Source organism: Imhoffiella purpurea, from assembly GCF_000585215.1.
Taxonomy (GTDB): Bacteria; Pseudomonadota; Gammaproteobacteria; order Chromatiales; family Chromatiaceae; genus Imhoffiella; species Imhoffiella purpurea.
Map to the genome: position 1 here is coordinate 25595 of NZ_AONC01000050.1, position 16446 is coordinate 42040.

At 67.2% G+C, this 16446-nt stretch carries 15 protein-coding genes; 9 read left to right on the forward strand and 6 right to left on the reverse strand.

Annotated elements, in window-relative coordinates:
- Positions 1-606: a 16S rRNA (guanine(527)-N(7))-methyltransferase RsmG gene (rsmG, locus tag D779_RS15730; RefSeq protein WP_232424213.1), complete on the reverse strand. Its 606-nt coding sequence runs from the start codon at positions 604-606 to the stop codon at positions 1-3.
- A gap of 138 nt (positions 607-744) precedes the next feature.
- Between rsmG and D779_RS15735 the strand changes: the two genes are divergently transcribed.
- The 4 genes from D779_RS15735 (at position 745) to D779_RS22345 (ending at position 4284) form a co-directional block, all read left to right on the forward strand.
- Positions 745-1884, forward strand: coding sequence for a hypothetical protein (locus D779_RS15735; RefSeq protein WP_052348186.1), 1140 nt, complete (start codon positions 745-747; stop codon positions 1882-1884).
- Between the two features lie 55 nt (positions 1885-1939).
- The gene (locus D779_RS15740) at positions 1940-3124 is read left to right on the forward strand and encodes an RNA ligase RtcB family protein (RefSeq protein WP_043755900.1); all 1185 of its coding nucleotides are present in this window, start codon (positions 1940-1942) and stop codon (positions 3122-3124) included.
- The gene (gene prfH, locus D779_RS15745) at positions 3121-3756 is read left to right on the forward strand and encodes a peptide chain release factor H (protein WP_043755902.1); all 636 of its coding nucleotides are present in this window, start codon (positions 3121-3123) and stop codon (positions 3754-3756) included. The genes D779_RS15740 and prfH overlap by 4 nt, the downstream gene beginning before the upstream one ends.
- A gap of 111 nt (positions 3757-3867) precedes the next feature.
- On the forward strand, positions 3868-4284 hold the full coding sequence (locus tag D779_RS22345) for a hypothetical protein (protein WP_157726427.1): 417 nt from the start codon (positions 3868-3870) through the stop codon (positions 4282-4284).
- Between the two features lie 138 nt (positions 4285-4422).
- On the opposite strand, the gene D779_RS15750 is transcribed toward D779_RS22345, so the two are convergent.
- The 3 genes from D779_RS15750 to mnmG form a co-directional block, all read right to left on the reverse strand.
- Positions 4423-4926, reverse strand: a complete 504-nt coding sequence (locus D779_RS15750; protein ID WP_043755904.1) for a GNAT family N-acetyltransferase — start codon at positions 4924-4926, stop codon at positions 4423-4425.
- A complete protein-coding gene (locus D779_RS15755) occupies positions 4923-5198 on the reverse strand; it encodes a type II toxin-antitoxin system TacA family antitoxin (RefSeq protein WP_043755906.1) in 276 nt (91 codons plus the stop codon). Before D779_RS15755 ends, D779_RS15750 begins: the two co-directional genes overlap by 4 nt.
- 304 nt (positions 5199-5502) lie before the next feature.
- A complete protein-coding gene (gene mnmG, locus D779_RS15760; protein ID WP_043755909.1) occupies positions 5503-7377 on the reverse strand; it encodes a tRNA uridine-5-carboxymethylaminomethyl(34) synthesis enzyme MnmG in 1875 nt (624 codons plus the stop codon).
- Positions 7378-7511: 134 nt separating this feature from the next.
- Between mnmG and D779_RS15765 the strand changes: the two genes are divergently transcribed.
- The 4 genes from D779_RS15765 (at position 7512) to D779_RS15780 (ending at position 12197) form a co-directional block, all read left to right on the forward strand.
- Entirely contained in the window at positions 7512-8456 is a 945-nt protein-coding gene (locus tag D779_RS15765) for an AAA family ATPase (RefSeq protein WP_043755911.1), read from the forward strand.
- Positions 8453-9421, forward strand: coding sequence for a DUF58 domain-containing protein (locus D779_RS15770; RefSeq protein ID WP_052348187.1), 969 nt, complete (start codon positions 8453-8455; stop codon positions 9419-9421). The genes D779_RS15765 and D779_RS15770 overlap by 4 nt, the downstream gene beginning before the upstream one ends.
- A 9-nt stretch (positions 9422-9430) precedes the next feature.
- Positions 9431-11428, forward strand: coding sequence for a transglutaminase TgpA family protein (locus tag D779_RS15775; RefSeq protein WP_043755912.1), 1998 nt, complete (start codon positions 9431-9433; stop codon positions 11426-11428).
- Positions 11429-11564: 136 nt separating this feature from the next.
- Positions 11565-12197 (forward strand): Uma2 family endonuclease, encoded by a 633-nt coding sequence (locus D779_RS15780; RefSeq protein WP_052348188.1) that lies wholly within the window; start codon positions 11565-11567, stop codon positions 12195-12197.
- Positions 12198-12227: 30 nt separating this feature from the next.
- Here D779_RS15780 and D779_RS15785 read toward each other — a convergent pair whose 3' ends face one another.
- Together D779_RS15785 and D779_RS15790 are read right to left on the reverse strand one after the other, a co-directional pair.
- Entirely contained in the window at positions 12228-14666 is a 2439-nt protein-coding gene (locus D779_RS15785; protein ID WP_043755914.1) for a response regulator, read from the reverse strand.
- A gap of 301 nt (positions 14667-14967) precedes the next feature.
- Complete coding sequence (locus tag D779_RS15790) at positions 14968-15855, reverse strand: alpha/beta hydrolase (protein WP_043755916.1); 888 nt, start codon at positions 15853-15855, stop codon at positions 14968-14970.
- Positions 15856-16306: 451 nt separating this feature from the next.
- On the opposite strand from D779_RS15790, the gene D779_RS22350 reads away from it, so the two are divergent.
- Positions 16307-16446, forward strand: a 140-nt coding sequence (locus D779_RS22350; protein ID WP_157726428.1) for an FAD-dependent oxidoreductase, incomplete at its 3' end; no start/stop codon positions are given.

Here is a 16446-nt window from a genome sequence, read left to right on the forward strand (position 1 = left end):
TCAATCGCTCCGGATTTCGATCAAATGACGCGGGACATCGAGGAAGGGCACGCCCAGACGGTGGATCTCCACGACCGCCGACGGCAGACCCGCAGTCTCGATCCGTTCGTCCGGCTGACGGCCTTTCATGAGCAGCAACCGGCCGGGATTCGCAAGCAATGCGGCGTTCGGGGCGCTCAGAATCTCCTCGGCCGCGACCGCGCGGCTGACAATGGTACTGAATTTTTGCCCGGGCCGGTACGTCTCGATGCGCGACTGGACCGGCTCGACGTTCGCGAGCCCCAGGTCCAGCACCGCCTGGCGCACGAAACGCACCTTCTTGTTATTGCTGTCGAGCAGCCAGAAACGCCGCTCCGGCGCCATGATGGCGAGCGGCAGACCCGGCAGACCGGCCCCGGTCCCGATATCGAGCACCGAGTCGCCGAACAGGAAGGGCAGCACCGCCAGACTGTCGAGCAGATGCTTGGAGACCATCTCCAGCGGATCGCGCACGGCCGTGAGGTTGTAGGCCTTGTTCCAGCGCACGAGCAGACCGATGAAGGCCATGAGCCGCTCCTGCTGCTCAGGACTGCATACCAGCTCCAATGCCTCGATGCCCTGGCCCAACCTTTCCTCGATGCCGCTCCGCACGGACGCGCCAAGAGGATCCAGAGAAATATTCAAACGATACACCCTATGATCAAAGGCGGAACTATACGATAAAGCCCGGCCGACACATCAATCGCAGCACATCGTTGAAGGAACATGATCAAGCTCATCGCCAAAGTCATCCTCTTCCTCGTCGCCCTGAGCGCCATCGGCGTGCTCTGGCAGCGCGCGCAACTCACGACCCTGGCCCTGACCCGCATCGACCCGGTTCCCGAGACCCGCCAGCTGGTCGAGCAGGAGCGCTACGCCGAGGCGGCCGACTATCTCGGCTTCTTCATGGACTATCCCTACGTCCAGTCCGATCCGGCCGCGCAAACCTTGCACCGGGAGATCGAAGCGGTCCGCGGGAGCCTGGACTACAAGGCCGGCAAGCTCGGCGAAGGGCTGCTGTCGGGCACCAGCGACGAGACCATCGGTCAGGCCGCCGGGGTGGCGACCGACCTCTTCGTCATCGGCGACCTGCGCGACCTCGCCGAGCAGGGGACCAAGTGGTGGCATGAGGAGGAGACGGACGAGGTGATCGTCGCCCTGGCGACCATCGGCGTGGCGGCCAGCGCGGCACAGCTAGCCACCGGGGCAGCGACCCTCGGCACGGCGGGCGCCGCCTCTCCGAGCCTGGCCGCCGCGACCGCCGTCAAGGGCGGATCGGCCGTTCTCAAGAGCGCGCACAAGCTCGGCAAACTGCCCTCCTGGCTGGGCAAGAGGCTCGTCGAGGAGGCCAAGATAGTCAAGAAGACCCGCTCGCTGGATTCGGTGAAGGATGTGTTCGGCGACGTCTATACCCTGGCCAGGACACGCGGCGGACTGACACTGCTCAGCCACACCCGCGACGCCGCCTCGCTCACACGCATGGCGCGTTTCGCCGAGGCATTCGGCCAGCACAGCGCGATCCTGTACCGCATTGGCGGCGAGACGATCGTCACGACCGCCGAACGCGCCGGCGCTCTCGGCCGCGACGCCGTCAGACTGGCCGCGACCTTCGGTCTAGGCGGACTGCGCACCCTCGACAGAATCGGCGCGGTCACCTTCGTCAAGTATTCGGCCCGCGCCGCCAAGATCGGCTACAAGGGCGATCTGATCCGGCTCATCGCCCGCTGGCTGACACGGATTCCAACCTGGACGCTCTATGGCCTGGCCGGGCTGGGCATCGGGGTCTGGGTTCCGTGGCGACGGCTCGGCGGCCGGTCGGGACACCGCATGGCGCCGACATCACGGGCGCCGCTGGTCTCTGCTTGACCAGGGCGCACGAGGATTTGGCGAAAAGGGCACCAGACGGTTAGAGTTCGCTGGCATGAACGACCGCAGCGAACACCCAGCCGCGTCGCCATCCGGCGTGCGCCTGATCGCATCCGCCGACACCTGGATCGAGGGCGAGGCCCTGCGCCAACTGGAGCAGACTGCCGCATTGCCCGGAATGCGCGCCGCCGTCGGATTACCCGACCTACACCCCGGCAAGGGCTATCCCATCGGCGCCGCCTTCCTCTCCGAGAACATCTATCCCGCCCTGGTCGGCAACGACATCGGCTGCGGCATGGCGCTGTGGCAGACGGACCTGGCCACCCGCAAGCTCAAACCCGAGCGCGCCGTCGCGCGCCTGCAGGGGCTCGAAGGCCCCTGGGACGGGGATCTGGATGCCTGGCGTGGCGAGCAGGACCTCGAATCGACCGATTTCGACAGCGCGCTCGGCACCATCGGCGGGGGCAACCACTTCGCAGAACTTCAGACGGTCGCCGAGATCCTGGATCGCGACGCCTTCAGCGCGCTGAATCTGGACGCCGAACAACTGCTGCTCCTGGTCCACAGCGGCTCGCGCGGACTGGGCGAGTCCATCCTGCGTACCCTGATCGAGCAGCAGGGACACCAGGGACTGGATCCCGCCTCGGACGCCGCCCAGGCGTATCTCGCCCGCCATGATCGTGCCTTGGACTGGGCCAAAGCCAACCGCCGGCTGATCGCCGCGCGTCTCCTCGACGCACTGGGCGCGGAGGCCGAACCGCGCCTGGATGTCTGGCACAACCTGGTTCACCCGCTCGACTGGTCCGGAGAGCGGCTGTGGCTGCACCGCAAGGGCGCCGCACCGGCCGACCAAGGCCCGGTGGTCATTCCCGGGTCGCGCGGAACCCTCTCCTATCTGGTCCAACCGAGCCCCGATTGCGACGCCAGTCTGCGCTCGCTCGCCCATGGTGCCGGGCGCAAATGGAAACGCGGCGAGGCGCGCGGCCGCCTCAGCGCCCGTCAGCGCCCGGACGATCTGCTCACCACCGCGCTCGGCGGACGGGTCGTCTGCGAGGACAAGGAACTGCTCTACGACGAGGCTCCCGAGGCATACAAGGGCATCGACCGCGTGGTCGCCGACCTGGTCGAGGCGGGGCTCTGCCACATCATTGCCACCCTGCGCCCAGTGCTGACCTATAAGGTGCGTCGTCCGGCCCACAAACAGCCGGGCCACCGCAAGCCCCAGCGACGCCGCGCGTGACCGACCCGACCCTCTGGCTGCAGATCTCCGCCGGACGTTGTCCGGCCGAATGCGAATGGGTGGTCGGCCGGCTTGCCCCGCGTCTGACCGAAGAGTTGCGATCCAGAGGACTCGCGGTCGAGGAGATCGACCGCACACCAGGGGCGCATCGCGGCGATGCCCGCTCCGTGCTGCTGCGGATCGGCGGCCCGAAGGTCGACGCCGGCATTGCCGACTGGCTGGGGACCATTCAATGGACCGGGACCAGCCCCTATCGCCCGCGTCACCAGCGCCGCAACTGGTTCGTCAGCGTCGCCGCCTTCGCGGAACCCAGCACCGAGACCTGGAACCCCCAGGATCTGCGCATCGAAACCCTGCGCGCGAGCGGTCCCGGCGGCCAGCATGTCAACCGCACCGAGAGCGCCGTGCGCATCACCCATCTCCCGAGCGGCCTGAGCAGCTTGGCCCAGGAGGAACGCTCGCAGCATCTCAATCGCAGACTGGCACTCGCCCGGCTCGCGGCCCTCTTCGCCGAGCGCGACCAGGACCAAACCCAGGCCGCCGAGGACCAGCGCTGGCGACAGCACACCCAACTCGAACGCGGCAATGCGGTGCGGGTCTATCGCGGCATCGACTGGAAACGCATGCGCTGAGCGCGTGCGGCTCCTCGAAACGCATACGCTTTGGAACGACCCTGGCACGCCTTCGCCTTATAGACGGTCTGGACAGATCACCATGGACACAGCCACCTTGGGGTCACGACGATGGGCGAAGCGAGAGTCACGACCAAAATCCGCAATTTCGTCGATGTCGCGCTTGCCGAGCGTCACGTGGGAAGCCTCGATCAGGTCCCCATGCGCCAGCGCGATTGCCTGGTGGACACGGGCGCACTCATGGTGCTCTTGCGCCCGAGGATGAGGTCGGCAAGCGCGGGGTGGACGGGTATCGTCACCTATGCCGACGATCGCCGCGAGGAATCGCCCGCAGCACGTGGATACCTGCCGTTCGGCGTGTTTCAAAAGGTGACACAAGCGCCCCAAGAGTTGACGCCCGTCTCATTGGTGCGAGCGACTTCTGCACGCGGGAAGCCGTCACCGAACGCTCGTTGGCCGAACGACCGCAAAGGACGCTTTGCTGACACTGGCGGGCACGCTCCGGATCTGCCCGGCCATGAACCCTGATCCTCACGTTGCGATCCGACCAAAAGCGTCAGCAACACAAGGAAAAGCGAACCTACGGACGGTTACCGTGAAGAATGCGCTGCGCAGGAGACAAACTGACCCTGACCGCCGGGCGGCCTCACAAGTGCGCGGCCTCGCTCAACTGAGAAGTTTACGGAAAGTCGCGATCGGAGCGATGAGCTGGAGCGGATTGGAGTCGAAGGCCGTGAATCCGTGGTGGCGATAGAAGGTTGCTGCCTCGTCGTCCTTGGCATCGACCACCAGGGCAAAGACTGCGATTTCCGAGCGTAGGGCGCGCATCGCCGCGTTGAGTAGGAGCGCACCCCCGAGTCCGCAGCCCTGGAAGCGCTGATCGATGGCAAATCGCCCGATGCGGGCCGCCGGTACCGAGGGGTAATGGGGCAGTCGGCCTGCGACCTCGGGGGGAAGATCGGAGACCGGAACATCGGCTGCCGACAGCGTGTAGTAGCCCGCGATCCGTCCAGTGGCCTTATCCAGCGCTACGTAGCAGACGCTGACCCGGCGGCGCACATCCTGGCTGGCCTGGGCCTTGAGGTAACGATCCAACGGCTCGCTGCCGCAGCAAAAGTCCGAGCGATCCTCTTTGCCGAGAAGCCCGATCTCGAAGGGGCGATCCGTCATGGTTGACCGATCAGTGCCTCATGAGCGGCACGCGCGCGCGCCAAAGCAGGCGTCGGCTGCGGGGGATTCAGCAACAGCTCCACGAAACGGCGTTGGTCCTCGACGGACAAGCGTACCGTCGACGCCTCCTCCAAGGTCCTGCGTGCCGCCGTCTCTGCCGCAGCGACGACGAACTCGCTCACCGAGCTGCCTTGCAGCTCTGCGGCCCGCTGTACCAGGACGAGGGTATCCGGTTTGACCCGGGCCTCGATACGTTTGGACTTTGCCTTCATCGTCGTCTCGCTCTATGAACATGATGAAATTGTACGGTAAAAGCCCCGTACATAGCGAGAGTGCTCAACGATCCCTTCGCTGTAGTTTCGCAAGCCCGTGCTGTGATCGCGGTTCGCGAAAACGACTGTTTCTGCGAGATCTTGAATCTCAGAAGAGGCGCGCTCAGCGGACGCTCAGGTCGGATGAGCCAGTGACCGGTCCTGGGACAAGGCCGACGCATTCAGACCGCCATTGGCAGCCTCTTTCGCTCGGTCAGGCTCTCGCAAGGGCCGAGACCACCGATGCGCCTCAGGCGCCCCCCAACTAGCCGGCCTGTCGCTTGAGATGGATGAGTAAGAGCGACACCGCCGCCGGAGTCACGCCTGGGATGCGCGCCGCCTGACCCACGGTTGTCGGTCGAACCCGATTGAATTTCTCGCGCACCTCGACCGAGAGCCCCCGCACCTGATCGAAATCGAAGTCGTCGGGCAGCACCTTGGCCTCCTGCTCGCGCTGACGCTCGATCTCGGCGCGCTGTCGGGCGATGTAGCCGTCGTAGCGCGACTGGATCTCCAGTTGCTCGGCGACCTCGGGCGCCAGCGGCTCGGGCGGATCGCCGATCAGCGCCCGGATGCCGGCATGATCGACGTTCGGACGCGCCAGCAGGTCCAGCGCCCGCGACTCGCGGCGCAGCGGCTCGCCGAGCACCCGGGCGGCGAGGGACTGATCGAGCGTCTCGGGCCGCACCCAGGTGTCACGCAGTCGCTGCCGCTCGCGCTCGATCGACTCGCGCTTGCCCTCGAAGAACCGCCATTGCTCCTCGCCGACCAGCCCCAGATCCCGCCCGACCTCGGTCAGGCGCAGATCGGCATTGTCTTCGCGAAGCATGAGCCGGTACTCAGCACGGCTGGTGAACATGCGGTAGGGTTCGTTGGTCCCACGGGTGATGAGATCGTCGACCATGACGCCGATGTAGGCCTGATCGCGATAGGGCGACCAGGGCTCGCGCCCCTGGACCTGGAGCGCCGCGTTGGCACCGGCGAGCAGTCCCTGGGCGGCAGCCTCCTCGTAGCCGGTGGTGCCGTTGATCTGTCCGGCGAAGAAGAGTCCCTGGACGAAGCGGGTCTCCAAGGAAGGCTTGAGATCGCGCGGATCGAAGAAGTCGTATTCGATCGCGTAGCCGGGCCGGGTCAGATGGGCCTGCTCGAAGCCGACGATGGAGCGCACCAGCGCCTCCTGGATGTCGTAGGGCAGGCTGGTGGAGATGCCGTTGGGATAGACCTCGTGGGTGGTGAGCCCCTCGGGTTCGACGAAGATCTGATGCGAGCTCTTGTCGGCGAAACGGACGATCTTGTCCTCGATCGAGGGACAGTAGCGCGGCCCCACACCCTCGATCACGCCGGTGAAGAGCGGCGAGCGCGACAGCCCGGAGCGGATGATCTCGTGCGTGCGCTCGCTGGTATGGGTGATGTGGCAGCTGACCTGACGCGGATGGTCCTCCGCACGGCCCATGAAGGAGAAGACCGGGACCGGATCGTCGCCGGGCTGTTCGGTCATGCGGCCGAAGTCGATGCTGCGGGCGTCGATGCGCGGCGGGGTGCCCGTTTTGAGACGTTCGACACGAAATGGCAGCTCGCGCAGCCGCTTGGCCAGCGCATTGGACGGTGGATCGCCCGCGCGACCGCCCTCATAGTTGGAGAGACCCACATGGATACGACCGCCGAGGAAGGTCCCGACCGTCAGCACCACGGCGGGAGCCATGAAGCGCAGCCCCATCTGGGTCTGGACGCCGACGACGCGATCCTGCTCGACGATGAGGTCGTCGACCGCCTGCTGGAAGATCGAGAGCCCAGGCTGATTCTCCACCGCCGAACGCACGGCCGCCTTGTAGAGCAGACGGTCCGCCTGGGCGCGAGTGGCACGCACGGCCGCGCCCTTGCTGGCATTGAGGATGCGGAACTGGATTCCGCCCCGATCGGCGGCACGCCCCATGAGCCCGCCGAGCGCGTCGATCTCCTTGACCAGATGCCCCTTGCCGATGCCGCCGATCGCCGGGTTGCAGCTCATCTGACCGATGGTCTCGATGTTCTGGGTGAGCAGCAATGTGCGGGCGCCGCAACGCGCCGCAGCCAGTGCCGCCTCGGTCCCGGCGTGGCCGCCGCCGACGACCAGGACATCGTATCGATCGCTCGCAAACATGAGAGGGAACCCGCTTCAGTGAAGCCTTTCAGTCTAACCCAAATCGATGACCGCGTCGGAGTGTCCCGACCACTCGACGACGGGATATTTCCCATCGCCCCCTGCGGGCGCGAGCCGAGCGGAGCCAAGCATCCATGAGCCTCACCCAACGCCAATTCACGCCGCGCGCCAATCTGGCCGAGACCATCCTCGACCGAGCGCGCACCGTCATCCTCGGCAAGGACCGGGAGCTCCGGCTCGCGCTCGCCTGTCTGCTGGCGCGCGGCCATCTGCTGATCGAGGATCTGCCCGGCGTCGGCAAGACCACCCTAGCCCACCTGCTGGCGCGCCTGCTGGGTCTGGACTATTCGCGCATCCAGTTCACCAGCGACCTGCTGCCGGCGGACGTCATCGGGGTCTCGGTCTACGACCGCGCGAGCGAGGGCTTCCGCTTCCACCAAGGGCCGATCTTCTCGCAGCTGGTCCTGGCCGACGAGATCAACCGGGCGACGCCAAAGGCCCAGAGCGCGCTCCTGGAGGCGATGGAGGAGCGCCAGGTCACGGTCGAGGGCGAGACCCGTCCGCTACCCGAGCCCTTCTTCGTCATCGCCACCCAGAACCCCCTGTTCCAGGTCGGCACCTTTCCGCTGCCCGAGTCCCAGCTCGACCGCTTCCTGATGCGCATCCATCTCGGCTACCCGGACGCCGAGCAGGAGAAGACATTGCTCGCGGGCGAGGACCGCCGCGCCATGGTCGCCCGTCAGGCACCGGCGCTCGACAACGCCCAGTTGATCGCGCTCCAGGACGCGGTGTCGGAGGTCCATGCGGCGCGCCCCGTAATCGACTATGTGCACGCCATCCTCCAGTTCACCCGCGGCTCCGAGCGTTTCGCCTTCGGGCTCTCGCCCCGGGCCGGTCTCGGCATGCTGCACGCCGCCAAGGCCTGGGCCATGATGGCCGATCGCGACTACGTGATCCCGGAGGACGTGCAGGCGGTACTGTCATCCTGCGCCGTTCACCGCCTGACCTCGGGCACCTCGGGACAAGGGGTCGGCGAGAACGAGATCGCGACCCATATCCTCGAACAGGTTCCGGTGTGACCCTTCGAGAGCGGGCGGCAGCCCGCATCCGCCGCGGCTTCGAGGGACTGCTGCGCCGGGTGCCGTGCGACCCGGACGGGGTGGCGCGGGTACGGGCACGACAGATCTACATCCTGCCGACCAGAACCGGGATGCTCTACGCCAGCGTGCTCATGCTGATGCTGCTGGGGTCGCTCAACTATCAGAACAACCTGGGCCTGCTCTTCACCTTCTTCCTCGCCTCGGTCGGCGTGGTGGCCATGCATCATGCCTGGTTCGACCTGCTCGGACTCGCCGTGCAGATTCGAAGCGGGGCGCCCGTCTTCGCCGGAGAGACGGCCCAGTTCGAGGTCTCGCTGCGATCGGAACGTCCACGCTACGACATCCGCGTCCTCAAGGATCGCCAGGGACCCGAACCGCAATACATCCCGCCAGGGGATCGGCGCTCGGTCCATCTCCCGCTCGCGACCCGCAGCCGGGGACCGCTGCGGCTCGTGGATCTGACCATCGAGACCCGCCATCCCATGGGACTCTTCCGCGCCTGGTGCCACATCGCCACGGACGCGACGACGCTCGTCTATCCTCAACCCGCCGCTCAGGCCCCGCCGCCCGCCTCGGACGCCGGAGACGAGCGACGCCCGCATCGTCATCGTGGCGAGGGCGCCGAGGACTATCAGGGATCGCGCGGCTACCGGCCGGGAGACTCGCCGCGTCATGTCGACTGGAAGGCATTCGCCCGCGAGCGCGGCTTGCAGGTCAAGCTCTACGCTGGCGACCAGGGGCAGGAGATCTGGCTCGACTGGTCGCACCTCGGCGCGACGGACACCGAGACGCGCCTGAGTCTGCTGGCACGCCAGGTACTGGACGCCGCCGGCGCCCGGATCCGTTTCGGTCTGCGCCTGCCCGGTGCCGTCGAGGGACTCGATCGTGGGGCGGCCCACACCCAGCGCTGCCTGAGCCGGCTGGCGCTGTACGGATACGAGTAGAGACGCGATATGGCCAAGACGAAGACCATTCCACCGCATGAGCGCCCGGAACAGGGCCAGGTGCTCTGGACCAGCCTGCTGGTGATCGCCGCCGGGCTGCCTCTCACGTCCTATCTGGATTGGCAGATCCGCGTCTTCCTCGGCCTGGTGATCGCGGTGCGGCTCGCCAGCCTGCGCTGGCCGGCCGCCCTCCCCGGAGGGGCACTGCGCGCACTGCTCACCGTCGCCGGCGTCGCCAACTGTCTACACGCCAACCACACCCTGGTCGGACAGGACGGCGGGACCGCGCTCCTGACCACCATGCTGGCGCTCAAGCTGTTGGAGCTGAAGACCCGGCGCGACCTGCGTCTGACCCTCATCCTGATCGGCTTCCTGATCGTCGCCCAGTTCCTCTTCGACCAGGCATTCGGCCTGGCCGTCTATCTCGCCCTGGTCGCACTGGGACTGGTCGCGCTGCTGATCGATCTCAATGGGGGGCTCGAAGACCGCCGGCTACGCTCGGCGATCGCGGTCGGAGCACGACTCTCGCTCCAGGCGGTTCCGCTGACACTGGTGCTCTTCCTGCTGTTCCCGCGACTGACCGCACCGCTCTGGAACCTTGGCCTCGACGACAGCGAACGCGGCCGGATGGGGATGTCGGACACCATGGAGCCGGGCCGCATCAGCGAACTGGTCATCAACGGCGAACTCGCCTTCCGGGTGCGCTTCGACGGCCAGCCGCCGGCCTCGGACGCGCGCTATTGGCGCGGCCCGGTGCTGTGGGCGATGGACGGACGACGCTGGTCGCCCGGCAACCCGCCGGCGAATACCACCAAGCAAGACCCGCTGCTGGAGTCGGGGGAAACGCTGGACTACGAGGTGCTGCTCGAGGAAACCAACCAGAAATGGCTGTTCGCGCTCGACGTGCCGGTGAGTGCGCCCGAGAACGCATTCATCGCCGACGATCTACAGCTCGTCTCGCGCGAGCGCATCAACGGTATCAAACGCTACCGGGTGCGATCCGCGCTCGACTATCGCACCGCGATGCCAGGAGCGGCACGGCGCGACTATGGGCTGCAGCTTCCGCCCAACATCACCCAGCGCATGCGCGATCTGGTCGCCGACTGGCGCGCTCGGTCCAACGGCGACTGGGACCTGGTGCGGCACGGGCTCGACTATCTGAACCGTGAGGAATTCCACTACACCTTGCAGCCGCCGGCCCTGGGCGCGAATCCGGCGGACGAGTTCCTGTTCGAGACCCGCCGTGGATTCTGCGAGCACTATGCCAGCGCCTTCGCCCTACTGATGCGCATCGCCGGCATCCCGTCGCGAATCGTGCTGGGCTATCTCGGTGGAGAGCAGAACCGGTTCGGGGACTACTGGGCGGTCTGGCAGTCCGACGCCCATGCCTGGGTCGAGGTACTGATCGACGGACGCGGCTGGGTCCGGGTGGACCCGACCTCCGCCATCGATCCGTCCCGCGTCGACAACCGAGGCGCCACCCGTCTGCTCGGAGCGGCCTCCTCGATCCGCTTCGACCTCCACGAGGCCGACCGGCTGGCACGCCTGGTCAAGGGCCTGCGGCTCTTCGCCGACAGCCTGGACGCGGCCTGGCAGAACTGGGTGCTGGACTTCTCGCTCGAAGACCAATATGCCTTGCTCGACCGCTTCGGGCTCGCCGACCTGGGCGAGTACGGCATCGCCGGACTCATGATCCTGGCGGCCTCGCTGTCGCTGGGACTGGTGATGCTCGCCATGCTGCGCGGCGAGCGTCGGCTCGATCCGCTCGACGCCCAGTACCAGCGCTTCTGCCAGCGACTTTCCCGCGCCGGACTGCCGCGCAGCCCCCATGAGGGTCCCAGCGACTACGGCCGGCGGGTGGCCCATCAGCGCCCCGACCTGGCGGCAAGCGTGGGCCGATTCCTCGCCCTCTATATCAAGGCCCGGTTCGGTCGAACGGAACAGAAAACGGCGGCCGACCGGCTCCGTCGCCTACTGCGCGGCTTCAGACCCAAACCCCGCCACTGACCGGAAAACAGCTGCCCCGACATCCAAGCCTTCGGGCATCTTCCAAACAGGGAAACGGCGACATGCCGGACACCGGCTTGTTGCCCCGTCCCGTCTCGCCGATACTGGTGTCGAGCACCCCAGGGAGTTTCATGACATGCCGCTTCCCTTGCGCAACCCGGACCGGCACACCTACGCCGACTATCTCGGATGGCCCGAGGATCAACGCTTCGAGCTGATCGAGGGTGTGGCGTACGCCATGGCGCCCACGCCGACCAGACAGCACCAGCGGCTCGTCGGCGAGCTTTTCCGAGTCATTGCCGACGCCTTGGAGGGAAGCGGCTGCGAGGTCAATATCGCACCCTTCGATGTCCGTCTCCCGGAGGGGGACGAAGCGGACGGGGACATCGACACCCTGGTCCAACCGGATATCAGCGTGGTGTGCGATCCGGCCAAGCTGGACGACAGGGGATGCCGCGGGGCACCCGACTGGATCGTCGAGGTGCTGTCCCCGGCGACCGCCGGCCACGATCAGGTCCGCAAGCTCTCGCTCTACGAGCGCCACGGCGTCAAGGAATACTGGCTGGTCCATCCGGTCGACCGGGTGGTGATCATCTACCGGCTGGAAGCGGGTGCCTACGGGCGCCCGGGGGTCTCAGAGCTTCTGGGCCGCTCGACCTGCCAGGTCTGTTCCGGCGCGGAGGTCGACTGGGAACGCGTCGTCAAGGGTCTGCCTGATACGCCCAGCACCAGCCGAGGTATTCCGCCCGCACGCCCAAGTCAGAGCTGATACATCTCGGACGGGCCGAGGCGCGCGCACTCACGCCGCCCTGGTACGATTGACCCAGTTGACGAGCGCGCCGTGCAGTTCCTTGAGACCGAGCGGCTTGCTCAGATAGTCGTCCATCCCGGCCTCGAGACATTGCTCGCGGTCGCCGGGCATGGCCAGCGCGGTCACGGCGATGATCGGGGTCTGACGCAGCCCCGGGTCTGCCCGCAGCCGTCTGGTGGTCTCCAAACCGTCCATCTCGGGCATCTGCACGTCCATGAGGATGACGTCGGGACGCCGCTCCCGGGCCAGTGCGAGCGCCTGCAGCCCGCTGCTGGCGGCACGCACCTCGCAGCCCCTGATGCGCAGATAGGTCGAGATCATCTCCAGGTTGCCCTCGTTGTCGTCGACCAGCAGCACCTGCGGCGACTCGGGGAATCCGGATCCGGCCTGGGCGTCGCCCGCCGAGGACCGCTCCCGATCGAGCCGATCGGCGCTCTGGGCGTCCGGGTCCCAGGGCAGGACGATCTCGAACCGGCTGCCCTTGCCGACCTGACTCTGCATCTCGATGCGTCCCTGGTGCAGCTCGGCCATCCCGGCGGCCAGGGCCAGTCCCAGTCCGGTGCCGTCGTACTGGCGCGCGGGCCGGCTGTCGAGCTGGACGAAGGGCTGGAAGAGACGCTCGTACTGCTCGGCCGGAATCCCGACGCCCGTGTCCCAGATGGCGAACCGCACCTCTCTTCGACCGGCGTCCGCCACCACGTCGAGACCGATCGATCCCCCTTGCGGGGTGAACTTGACCGCGTTGCCGAGCAGGTTGACCAGCATCTGCTTGAGCCTCCGGCTGTCGCCCTGGACCAGTCTCACCGAGGGATCGATGCTCATGGCGACCTCGAGCTCCTTGCGCTTGGCCGAGAGACCGATGAGTCTCAGACTGGCATCGCACAGCTGGTCCACCGGCACCTGGTCCATGCGCAGGTTCATCTGGCCCGAGGCCACCCGGGACATGTCGAGGATGTCGTTGATGAGCTCGAGCAGATGGGCACCGTTCTCGTGGACCATGCGCACGGCCTTGTCCTGCTGGGCGTTCAGGGGTCCGAGCAGACGGTCGCCCATGGTCTCCGACAGCCCCAGGATGGAGGTCAGGGGCGTGCGCAGCTCGTGACTCATGGCGGCGAGGAACTCGTCCTTGGCCTGGGCTGAACGGGCCAGCTCGGCATTGGCCCGATCCAGCTCCTGGGTGCGGCGTTTCACCCGTTCGGCGAGCTGGGAGCGCTCCTCGGCAAGCGCGGCGTGGGCCTCGCGCAGCGCCGATTCGGCCTCCTTGCGCGCCGAGATGTCCGAGAAGGTCACCACGGCCCCGACCAGGGTACCGTCGCGGTGGATGGGATTGGAGTGGTACTCGACCGGAAAGCAGCTGCCGTCGGGACGCCAGAAGACCTCGTCGTCGACCCAGACCGGAACACCGTGCCGATAGGTCGCGTGGGCCTTGCACTGCTCCGGCGAATAGGGCGTGCCGTCCGGATGCGAGTGATGCACCCGCTGATGCATATCGCAGCCGGTGAGCGCGGCCGGCGAGCGGTGACCGAGCATGCGCGCCCCCGCCGGATTGCAGAAGATGCAGATGCCGTCGGTATCGACGCCATAGATGCCCTCGCCGGTCGACTCCAGCAGCATGCGCGAGCGGGCCTCGCTCTCGCGCAGGCTCGCCTGCGAGCTGGCCAGGTTCTCCTGCATGGTCTTGAGCGCCGAGAGCATCTCGGCCTGCTCGTCGAAACCCTCGACGTCGATCGGAGTCGAGAAGTCGCCCGCGCTGACCCGCCGGGCGACGGCGGTCGCGGTGGCGATCGGCTGGCCGATGGTGCGGTCCACCAGCCAGATGAGCAGGAAGACGGTGCTGCTCATGACCCCGATCATGAGGACGAGGATCCAGCTCTCGACCCCCCTGGCCGAGGCGTCGATCCGGGCCAGGACCCGGTCCTTGTGGACGAGTGCCGACTTCACCACCTCGTCGATGAGATCGGTCGGCTCGCGATCGATCCCGCGCACCCTGAGATCCACCTCCAGCTGCGGGCTCGGATCCTCGGCGCGGTAGAAGTCGAGCGCCTTGCGGTACTCGCGCCCCAGCCGCTGATGGGCCTGGAGGAAACGGAGCGCGATCGCGCTCGCCTCGGCCTCCTCGGTGAGGTTGGCGAGCAGCCGGCGAACGCTCTCCTCGGTCAGGGCCTCCTCCTGCTCGAAATTCCGCAGATACTGCTGGTAGAGCGCCTTGTCCTGGCCGCGCAGCAGGACGTTCTTCCATTCCTGCACCTGCTTCTTGAAATGCACCTGGGCGGTCAATGCCCGGGTGACGATCTGGGTGCTGCGCTCGCGCACGGCCGCCTCGCTGTCGGCGGTCGCCTTGAGGCGATAGAAGCCGAAGAGGCTGACGGCGAGATTGACGACGAGAATGATGATGAGCCCGGCGGCCAGTTTGGTACGGGTTTGCATGGAAGAAGGGGCTGAGGATGGAAACAACGGATGCGGGCCGAATCCGATGGATCCAGGGTCCCTGCGTCGAACGGGCCTCCATCATAGCGATGCCCGCGGGCCTTGCCCAGATGCGGACCGGCCCCTTCACCTGCCTGACCTGTGATCGCCGCGACCGCCATGAGATCCATCGCGCACGGGGCCGCCGACCGCTGGGCCGGCTATCCGCCGATGCCGCCCGGTCAGGCCACGCCCGCGCAAGCCGACTGCTTGGCGAGGCTGATCCCGAGGCTCGCGATCCTCGCGGCGAACGGGCCGCCCATCATCGACGGCGCGGCCACTCGCCCATCGCTCGGCGCAGGAATGCAACCAGCGCCTCGGCATGCCGAGGCACGGCATCTCTGGAGTCGTGCCCGACGCCGGGAATGATCAGCAGCTCGGTCCGATCGTCGCGCCGGGCGGCATGGATGCGTCTGGCATCCGAGCAGGGAACGCGATCGTCGGCCTCGCCATGAATCAGCAGGGCGGGACAGGCCAGCGCGCGGATGCTGTTGCAGGGGGCGATGGTATCGAATTCGGCACCGATCCTGTGCTCGATGTAGCGCAGCAACAGCCTGCCGAGCGGCCACTCGGGGATGCGATGGGCACGCATCTGACGGCCCATCAGATCGGCGGGATGCGCGAATGCCGCGACGCTCACGACCGCGGCCGGCTCGCGGCGGCGGGCGGCCACCAGGAGTGCGGCCGCCGCGCCCACCGAGTGCCCGAGCAGCGCGATGCGCTCGGGGTCGACACCGGGTTCGCGCCTCAGCCAGTCGAGGCCATGCTCCAGGTCTTCGGCGAAACGCGGCAGGGAGGAGAACTCGTCGCCGTCGCTGCGGCCGTGATTGCGCGCATCCAGCAGCAACACCGCGAAGTCGGCGCGATGGAGGACCGAGGCGAAGACCAGCATGTCCTCCGCGTTCCCGCCCCAGCCGTGCAGCACGATCACCGCCGGCGCCGGCCGAGCGGCGGCCGCAGCAGGTACCAGCCAGGCGAACAAATGCCTGCCGTTGACCGTGGGGATACGCTCCGGGCGGTAGGGAAGACCGACATCCGCCGGCGTTCCGCGCTCGATGATTCGGGGCGCGCGATAGGCACGGTGCACCGCCCACCGGGTCAGAGGCACCATCGCGACGAGGATGGCGGAAGTCAGGAGCAGTGCGTTCAAAGGCGATTCATCCGTTCATGCCGACGATCGCGCAGACTACGCCTCCCGCACGCAGGAGGCCAATCAATCCTCGGCGGACAGGTCGGATGGCCACGAATCAGGCGCCTCCGCGATAGAGCTGAGACGGTTGCGCGTCCGCATAGAAGCGAATCGCCTCTTCGATCGAGGCGACCGGATCGTTCGCGGACATTGGCCCCATGTTCTGGGTTTCCATGGCCCAGGTCTCCAGCCGGGCCGCGGCAAAAAGTCCTGTCCGAGCGTGACGATCTCGTCCAGTATCGGCACTGGAGGATGGCTCTCGGCTCGGCGCAGGGCCGGCCGGTGTCGGCTCGAGACGCTCGTGTGCCGCGGCAGCGGTACAGAGGGGACCGCCGACATCGTCGTGCGGGACAGGCTGAGGAGGGGGACGACCTCCATCTGGCCGCTGACAACAGATTTGGAGACCAAACGCATGGCGCAGACATCGACCCGGGTGGAGGTGTGCATCATCGGGGCGGGACCGGCGGGGCTCTTCGCGGCGCTGCAGCTGGCGGACCGCATGAGCGTGCTGGTGCTCGACCGCAAGTCCAGGTACGGCGGCGCCGGCGGGGC

What these genes read in the sequence shown, in the direction of transcription:
- D779_RS22345 (WP_157726427.1), top strand. Translation starts at nt 3,868, where the DNA reads ATGGGCGAAGCGAGAGTCACGACCAAAATCCGCAATTTCGTCGATGTC.
- D779_RS15765 (WP_043755911.1), top strand. Translation starts at nt 7,512, where the DNA reads ATGAGCCTCACCCAACGCCAATTCACGCCGCGCGCCAATCTGGCCGAG.
- D779_RS15785 (WP_043755914.1), bottom strand. Translation starts at nt 14,666, where the DNA reads ATGCAAACCCGTACCAAACTGGCCGCCGGGCTCATCATCATTCTCGTC.
- D779_RS15775 (WP_043755912.1), top strand. Translation starts at nt 9,431, where the DNA reads ATGGCCAAGACGAAGACCATTCCACCGCATGAGCGCCCGGAACAGGGC.
- D779_RS15750 (WP_043755904.1), bottom strand. Translation starts at nt 4,926, where the DNA reads ATGACGGATCGCCCCTTCGAGATCGGGCTTCTCGGCAAAGAGGATCGC.
- D779_RS15735 (WP_052348186.1), top strand. Translation starts at nt 745, where the DNA reads ATGATCAAGCTCATCGCCAAAGTCATCCTCTTCCTCGTCGCCCTGAGC.
- D779_RS15780 (WP_052348188.1), top strand. Translation starts at nt 11,565, where the DNA reads ATGCCGCTTCCCTTGCGCAACCCGGACCGGCACACCTACGCCGACTAT.
- D779_RS15755 (WP_043755906.1), bottom strand. Translation starts at nt 5,198, where the DNA reads ATGAAGGCAAAGTCCAAACGTATCGAGGCCCGGGTCAAACCGGATACC.
- mnmG (WP_043755909.1), bottom strand. Translation starts at nt 7,377, where the DNA reads ATGTTTGCGAGCGATCGATACGATGTCCTGGTCGTCGGCGGCGGCCAC.
- D779_RS15740 (WP_043755900.1), top strand. Translation starts at nt 1,940, where the DNA reads ATGAACGACCGCAGCGAACACCCAGCCGCGTCGCCATCCGGCGTGCGC.